This is a genomic window from Segeticoccus sp., assembly GCF_035708005.1.
Window position 1 is genome coordinate 1 of the sequence record NZ_DASSTI010000113.1, and the last position, 7,175, is coordinate 7,175.

Genomic DNA, 7,175 nt, shown 5'->3' on the forward strand with positions numbered 1-7,175 from the left:
CCGAAGATCGTGATCGGCGACGGGATGCTGCAGGCCCTCGACGCCGTCGGCCTCGGCGACATGGGGCCGCGGGCCGTCCTCGCCCACGAGTTCTCCCACCAGGTGCAGTTCGACGACGGAATCTTCGACGGCACGCATCCGCCAACGCCGGAGGCGACTCGGCACAACGAGCTCATGGCCGACGCCTTCGGCACCTTCTTCCTCACCCACAAGCGCGGCGAGGCCCTCAACGCCAAGCGGCTGCTGACCACCGAGGCCAGCTTCTACACCCTCGGGGACTGCGCAACGGACAGTGACAACCACCACGGCACCCCGACACAGCGACTGAGCGCCTCGACGTGGGGTGCGCAGGTCGCGGCCTCCCAGCAGAAGCAGGGGCAGATCATGCCCTCGCTGGCGGTGGACGGCCTCTTCGAGCGGCAACTGCCGGAGCTGCTGGCGACGCCGGCGCGCTGAGCCGCGCGTGGCCGGCATACGGCCGCTGCCGAGACTCCGCGCTGTGCGGTGACTGAACTCACAAGGATGTTGGAGCTGAGCAGCTGAGCCCGCGGCCTCCGGCGGGTGCTGGCTCCCTGCCGCCCCTTCACGATTAGAGGCGACGCCCCATCAACGACTAACGTTGAAGGGTTGCTTGTCCTCTGTCGAAGGGAGTCCGCCCTCGTGGGCCTTGCTCTGGCCACCTCTGAACCGCCGCGCGACTGGGATGTCGAGGACATCACCGTCACCGAACCGAACGTCATCCGTCGTGCCATCGGCGCTGCCGCCATCGGCAACGTGACCGAGTGGTACGACTTCGGCGTCTACGCCTACTTCGCGCCCACCATCGAGAAGGTCTTCTTCTCGGGGATGGGGCACACGACGGGCATCATCGCCACGATGGGCCTGTTTGCCGTGTCCTTCCTGGTGCGCCCCATCGGCGGCATGTTCTTCGGGCCACTGGCCGACCGCATCGGTCGCAACAAGGTCCTCGCCACCACGATGATCCTGATGGCGTTGGGCACGTTCTGCATCGGCATCATCCCGAGCTCGAACTCGATCGGGATCGTGGCTCCGCTGCTCCTGCTCGCCGCGCGGCTGGTGCAGGGCTTCTCCACCGGCGGTGAGTACGGCAACGCGATGACCTTCATCGCCGAGTACGCGCCGGACCGGCGACGGGGCTTCTTCGGCAGCTGGCTGGAGTTCGGCACCTTCACCGGCTACCTGATGGGCGCGATCGCGGTGACGATCGCCGATGCGACCCTGTCGCAGAGCGCGTTGTTGTCGTGGGGCTGGCGGATCCCGTTCTTCGTCGCGTTGCCGCTCGGCATCGTCGGGGTCTACCTGCGGACGAAGCTCGCGGACACCCCTGCCTACCTGGAGCTGGAGAAGCAGGCCGAGCAGCAGGAGCAGCACGCGGACACCAAGGGCGAGTTCAAGCGCATCTTCCGGTTGTGGCCCTACATGCTCGTCTGCATGGCGCTCGTGGCGGCGTGGAACGTGCCCAACTACATGCTCACGTCCTACATGCCGACCTACCTGACCAGCGCGCTGCCGCACCTGCAGAAGAACGGGGCGGGCACCTCGGCGCACACCTCCGAGATCCTGCAGATCATCGTCATGGCGATCCTGCTGGTGCTCATCCCGGTGCTCGGCTGGCTCTCCGACAAGGTCGGCCGCAAGCCGATCGTGTGGGTCGGCTCGATCGGGTTCATCCTGCTGGCCTTTCCCTCCATCCTCCTGATCCGCTCGCACGGCACGTTCGCGATCTTCGGCGGGCTGCTGATCATGGGGGTGCTGCTCATCTGCTTCAGCAGCACCATGCCCTCGACCCTGCCGTCGCTGTTCCCGACCAGCGTCCGATCCGGCGGCCTGTCGATCGCCTTCAACGTCTCGATCTCGGCGCTGGCGGGCACCACCTCGGTCGTCATGACCACGCTGGTGAACCTCACGCACGACCTCAACTGGCCGGCGTACTACCTCATCGCCTTCGGCATCGTCGGCGCGGTCGGCATCTTCTTCACCCAGGAGCCGAACCGCCGGCACATGTGGGGCTCAGCCCCGGCCGCGCAGTCGCGCGAGGAGGCCGAGGAGATCGTCGAGGAGCTGGCCGCGGCCTGACGCCGACATGCCACCGGTGCCGATGGTGCGTATCCGTCGGCCGCAGGGGTAGGTGCGCCGTCGGCTAGCAGTGCGACGTCAAGGAGGCGCCATGCCGACCTGGGGCTGGATCATCATCGGTATCGTCATCGCGCTCATCGTCCTGGGACTGATCGGGTGGCTGTTGCGCCGACGCCGCGCCACGGCACAGCGGGCCGAGTCGCAGCGCCTGCGCCAGAGCGCTCAGGAACAGTCCGGGACCGTGCGTCGGCGTGATGCCGAGGCGGCCGAGACGCAGGCCGCCGCGCGCAGGGCGCGGGCCGAGGCGGACGAGCACCGCGCCCGCGCCGAGCAGCTGGAGGCCGACGCGGCCGACCGGCAGGACCACGCCCGGGCGACACGGGCCGAACGCGATGCGCAGCTGCGCCGCGCCGACGAGCTGGACCCGGACACCGCGGCAGGTGGTCAGCCCGCGCGTGGTCGGCCCGCAGGCGAGGGCGGCACGCAGGGCGCGCCGGCTGCGGGCGCCGCGCCGACCGGCAAGCCGAGCAACCGCCTCGACGATGGCGGGCTCCGCCGCAACCCGCTCGCCGATGAGCGGCTCCGTGACCGGCCCGGCGACGGGGACCGGCCCGCCGACGGGGACCGGCCCGTGCAGTAGCGGCCCTGTCGGTCAGCGGCGGCGAGCCGCCTCAGCCCAGGTGGTGCAGCCGCGTGAGGGGCAGCCGCTCCGCGTGGTGCAGCGGCACCTCCTGGCCGTCGACCCGCACGGCGGCCGGCTCGCCGGGGACCTCGACGTGCGGCGTCGCCGTGTTGCGCAGCATGTCCGCACAGCCCAGGCCGCGGCTGTGCCGGGTGGCCTCGTAGCGGTGGCCCTCCGGTAGCCGGCCGCGGGCGGCGGGGTCGTCCAGGCAGGCGCCGGCCACGAAGATCCGGGACAACGAGGCCGGCGCACGGCCGTGGCCGCCGAAGAACGGCAGCATCCGGCGCGGCTGCGCCAGTCGCGTCGACCCGGAGCCCGAGCCGGTGTTCCCCCAGGCCACGAAGCCGCTCTTGACGACCATCTCCGGCTGGGCACCGAACCAGGCGGGGTGCCACAGGTTGATGTCCGCCAGCCGGCCGGGCTGCAGACTGCCCACGTGGTGGGCGATCCCGTGCGCGACCGCCGGGTTGTGGGTGAGCTTGGCGAGGTAGCGCAGCACGCGCTCGTTGTTGCGCACCTCCGGACCGGTCTCGCCGCGCAGGTGCGCCTGCACGTGCGCGAGCTGCCACGCCCGCCGGTTGCTCTCGGCGATGCGCCCCATGCCCAGCGCGTCGGAGTTGATGATGCTGATGGCGCCCTCGTCGTGGAGCCGGTTCTCGGCGGCGATGGCGTGCTCCCTGATCCGGCTGAGCGCGATGGCGGTGTCGCTGCCGAGCTCGGCGTGACCGCGGTGCACGGTCATCGTCATCGGCGCCAGTTCGGCGACCGTCGCGGGCGTGAGCGGCAGCGTCGGCGTCGTCGATGAGGTCAGCACGTGCGGCTGCTCGACGATCTGCAGCAGGTCGGGGTGACCGCCGCCGCCCTCCACGTGGTAGGCGTGCACCGTCCGACCGCCCACCGCCTCCAGCGTGTCGGCGAGGTAGCCGGACTCGTTCAGGGTGTCGGTGTGCAGCGCCACCGGAAGGTCCACCTGCTCGGCCACGCCCAGGCACGTGTCGACGATCCGCGGGCTGGCGCCCCAGTCCTCATGGATCTTGAATCCACCGGAACCGGCAAGCACAGCCTCCTCCAGCAGCGCTGCGGCCGTGGTGGACCCACGCGCCAGGAACGCTGCGTTGATGGGTATGCCGGCCCAGCCCTCGATCAGCCGGTGCAGGTTGTGTGCCGGGTTGGCCCCGACGTCCCACACGCCACCGATGCCCATGCCGACGATGGTCGTCACGCCGGCCGAGAGGGCCGCGGCCGCTAGCTCGGCGTTGGACAGGTGCACGTGGGAGTCGACGATGCCGGGCGTGGCGATGAGGCCTTCGGCGGTGATCATCGCGGTGTGCGAGTCCACCTCGAGTTCGATGCCGTCCTGCAGGTCCGGGTTGCCGGCGCGGCCGACCCCGACGATGCGGCCCTCCTTGATGCCGATGTTGCTCTTGCGCACCCCCAGCACCGGGTCGATCACCAGGGCTCCGAGGATGACCATGTCGAGCTTGCTCTCCCGACCCGCCACGGCGCTGACCAGGGCACCGTGTTTCGCGGTCTTCCCGCACCCGCCGATCAGCTCCTCGCCCGCTTCGGTGTCGTCCCCGTCCACCTCGACCCACAGGTCGGTGTCCGCCAGACGGACACGGTCACCGGTACTGGGACCGTAGAGCCCGGCATACATCCGGCTGTCCAAGGTGCTCATGCGTGGCCCTGCCTGATCTCGACGGCGTCCGCAGTTCGGGTCTCTCCGGCGGGCACCTCGAGCGCGGCTCCCGCCGGCAGGTCCAGCCGGAATCGGCCGGCGTCGACCAGGTCGACGCGCAGCGCGTGGTTGAGCTGGTCGAGCGGTACGTGCGAGGAGACCCAGATCGACCGGTGCCCGGTGTTGTGCAGCGTCACCGGTTCTCGACGCCGGCCCGGTGCCAGGGGTCGGGAATCGCCGCGCACGCGCACCGCGCCCGGGCCGTCGGGCTCGGCGGCGCCGAAGGGTCGATCGATGTGCACCAGCGTGCTGCCGTGGGGGAAGAGCGCCTCCACCTCGATGACCGGGACTGCCGCCGGGACACCGTCGTGCAGAGCGCCCGCAGGGACCACCTGTCGTGCACGCTCGATGGCCTCGTCGAGTGGGACGCCGTCCCAAGCCATTTCGCACACCTCGTCGCACACGAGCGCGACGGCGTCCGGCGCGCCGAGCCGGGCGCCACGCGCGAGCCGCCGTCGGGCGAGGTCCGCAGCACTGCTCAGCAGCAGTCGTTCCTGTTCACGAGGTGTCAGGTGCACCGGATCATGGTGGACCGTCCCTGCTTGTTCGCGCTAGGGTCCGGACGCATTCGACGGAAGGTCCTTGCATGAGTCGTCAGCAGCCATCCCTTGCCGAACCGACAGTCACGTCGGAGAGCCAGGTCCGCAAGGTCGCCGGTGCCTGCTTCATCGGCACCACCCTGGAGTGGTACGACTACTTCCTCTACGGCACGGCCGCGGCGCTGATCTTCAACAAGCAGTTCTTCCCCACGTTCGACCCCGTCGTCGGGACGCTGTTGTCGTTCCTGACCTTTGCCGTGGGATTCATCGCCCGGCCCGTCGGCGCTGTGTTCTTCGGGCACCTCGGCGACCGGCGCGGCCGCAAGATTGCGCTCATCATCACCGTGACGTTGATGGGCCTGTCCACCGGGCTCATCGGCCTGCTCCCGACCTACGACACGATCGGGGTTGCGGCTCCGGTCATCCTGACGATTCTCCGTTTCGCGCAAGGCTTTTCCGTCGGCGGTGAGTGGGCAGGCGCCATGCTCATGGCGATCGAGCACGCTCCACCGGAACGTCGCGGGTGGTATGCCGCGGTGCCGCAGTTCGGGTCACCGTTCGGAACGCTGTTGTCCAGCGGGCTGTTCGCACTGGTCGGTCTCCTGCCGCACAGTGCCTTCGCGAGCTGGGGCTGGCGGATCCCCTTCCTGTTCGCCTTCGTGCTGCTCCTGGTCGGGCTGTACCTGCGTGCGCGCATCGAGGAGTCGCCGCTGTTCGTCAAGGCGCTGGAGGAGGAGCGGACCCTGCGGCTGCCCCTCGCGCAGGTCCTCGCGCAGGGCTGGGGCCGGGTCATCGCCGGCGTCTTCGCGCCGCTCATCTGCGTCGGCGGCTTCTACCTGCTGACGACGTTCATGATCAACTACACGGTCAACGACCTGAAGCTGCCCACGTCGCTGGCGCTGACCGCCACACTCATCGCTGCCGCCTTCGAGGTCCTCGTGCTCTACGTGTTCGGGCGGCTCACCGACCGGCTCGGGGCGGCCAGGGTCTGCATCATCGGCGGGATCGTGTCCGCGCTACTCGCCTTCCCCGTCTTCTGGATGGTCGACACCAAGAACGCGGCGCTGGTCATCGTCGGAATCACGATCGGCATCGGAGCGCTCTCGATCCCCTATGCGCCCATCGGGATGCTGGTCTCACAGATGTTCTCCGACGAGACGCGCTACAGCGGGGTGTCGCTCTCCTACAACCTCTCCGGCGTGGTGAGCGGCTTCGTCCCGGCGATCGCGGTGGGGATGTTCTCCCTGTCGCACGGACTCTCCTGGGGGCCGGCGCTGCTGCTCGTGCTCATCGCCCTGGCGAGCATTGCCGGCACGCTGGGGGCCCGCCAGCTGATCGCCCGGCGCCGTTACGTCTGACCGGTTCGCGCCTCAGTGCGGGCGCCAGGCATCGTCGTCGTGCGTGCGTGCCTCGACCGACGGAGGGAGCTCGCCCACGGCCAAGGCTGCGAGGGTGACCTCCTCGAACACCTCACGCAGGCTGCTGCGGGCGGCGATCCAGACCGGTTGCAGCACCTGCGCAGCGCCGTTGTACTCCACCGACTCCGGCCGGATGCCGTAGACGCTCACCAACGGACCGTCGACGGCCCGGACGACGTCCGCAACGGTGATCTCCTCGGCATCGCGCCCCAGGCGCCAGCCGCCCGCCTTTCCCCGCTGGCTCATGACGATGCCGGCGCGACGCAGGTCGGCGAGGATGGCCTGGAGGAAGCCGTGCGGAATGTCCTGCGCCTTGCCGATCGCCTCGGCGGACAGGGGGCCGTCCTCCACGTGCTGCGCGATCTCGATCAACGCCCGCAAGGCATAGTCGGACTTCGCAGACACACGCATGAGGCCGATTCTGGCAGAGCCCTCGCCGAAGTCGGACCACGGCAAGGTGGGTGCCGCTCCGCCGCGGGCGAAGGGAGCCGGGTTGCGGAGGCGAGCACCCGGCATACCGTGAGCGGGGGTCGATTTCGGAATGGGAGCCGACGGCGGCCCACCCAGGCAGGTCCGACAACAGATGAGGAGCACGGCATGCCGGCGGTGAACGAGGTGCTGGTCGACGGGTTCAACCGCGTGCAGGAGAGCGTGCGCGCGGCGGTCGAGGGGCTGACGACCGAACAGCTGGCGCAGCGGGT

7 protein-coding genes are annotated in these 7,175 nt (G+C 69.9%); 4 read left to right on the plus strand and 3 right to left on the minus strand.

What is annotated here, in order from left to right:
* The 3 genes from VFL99_RS11245 to VFL99_RS11255 form a co-directional block, all read left to right on the plus strand.
* On the plus strand, positions 1-456 hold a 456-nt coding region (locus tag VFL99_RS11245), incomplete at its 5' end, for a M48 family metalloprotease (RefSeq protein ID WP_462283437.1).
* Positions 457-660: 204 nt separating this feature from the next.
* A complete protein-coding gene (locus VFL99_RS11250; protein WP_325106448.1) occupies positions 661-2,097 on the plus strand; it encodes an MFS transporter in 1,437 nt (478 codons plus the stop codon).
* Positions 2,098-2,188: 91 nt separating this feature from the next.
* Complete coding sequence (locus VFL99_RS11255) at positions 2,189-2,737, plus strand: hypothetical protein (protein WP_325106449.1); 549 nt, start codon at positions 2,189-2,191, stop codon at positions 2,735-2,737.
* Positions 2,738-2,768: 31 nt separating this feature from the next.
* Here VFL99_RS11255 and VFL99_RS11260 read toward each other — a convergent pair whose 3' ends face one another.
* Entirely contained in the window at positions 2,769-4,457 is a 1,689-nt protein-coding gene (locus VFL99_RS11260; protein WP_325106450.1) for an urease subunit alpha, read from the minus strand.
* Entirely contained in the window at positions 4,454-5,035 is a 582-nt protein-coding gene (locus tag VFL99_RS11265; protein ID WP_325106451.1) for an urease subunit gamma, read from the minus strand. Before VFL99_RS11265 ends, VFL99_RS11260 begins: the two co-directional genes overlap by 4 nt.
* A 68-nt stretch (positions 5,036-5,103) precedes the next feature.
* Between VFL99_RS11265 and VFL99_RS11270 the strand changes: the two genes are divergently transcribed.
* Positions 5,104-6,414 carry an MFS transporter gene (locus tag VFL99_RS11270; protein ID WP_325106452.1) on the plus strand — a complete coding sequence of 437 codons (1,311 nt, stop codon included), beginning with the start codon at positions 5,104-5,106 and terminating at the stop codon, positions 6,412-6,414.
* 12 nt (positions 6,415-6,426) lie between these two features.
* On the opposite strand, the gene VFL99_RS11275 is transcribed toward VFL99_RS11270, so the two are convergent.
* A complete protein-coding gene (locus VFL99_RS11275) occupies positions 6,427-6,885 on the minus strand; it encodes an RrF2 family transcriptional regulator (RefSeq protein WP_325106453.1) in 459 nt (152 codons plus the stop codon).
* Positions 6,886-7,175 lie beyond the last annotated feature (290 nt).

Coding starts and splice junctions, on each gene's coding strand:
- VFL99_RS11255 (WP_325106449.1), top strand. CDS start 2,189: ATGCCGACCTGGGGCTGGATCATCATCGGTATCGTCATCGCGCTCATC.
- VFL99_RS11260 (WP_325106450.1), bottom strand. CDS start 4,457: ATGAGCACCTTGGACAGCCGGATGTATGCCGGGCTCTACGGTCCCAGT.
- VFL99_RS11270 (WP_325106452.1), top strand. CDS start 5,104: ATGAGTCGTCAGCAGCCATCCCTTGCCGAACCGACAGTCACGTCGGAG.
- VFL99_RS11275 (WP_325106453.1), bottom strand. CDS start 6,885: ATGCGTGTGTCTGCGAAGTCCGACTATGCCTTGCGGGCGTTGATCGAG.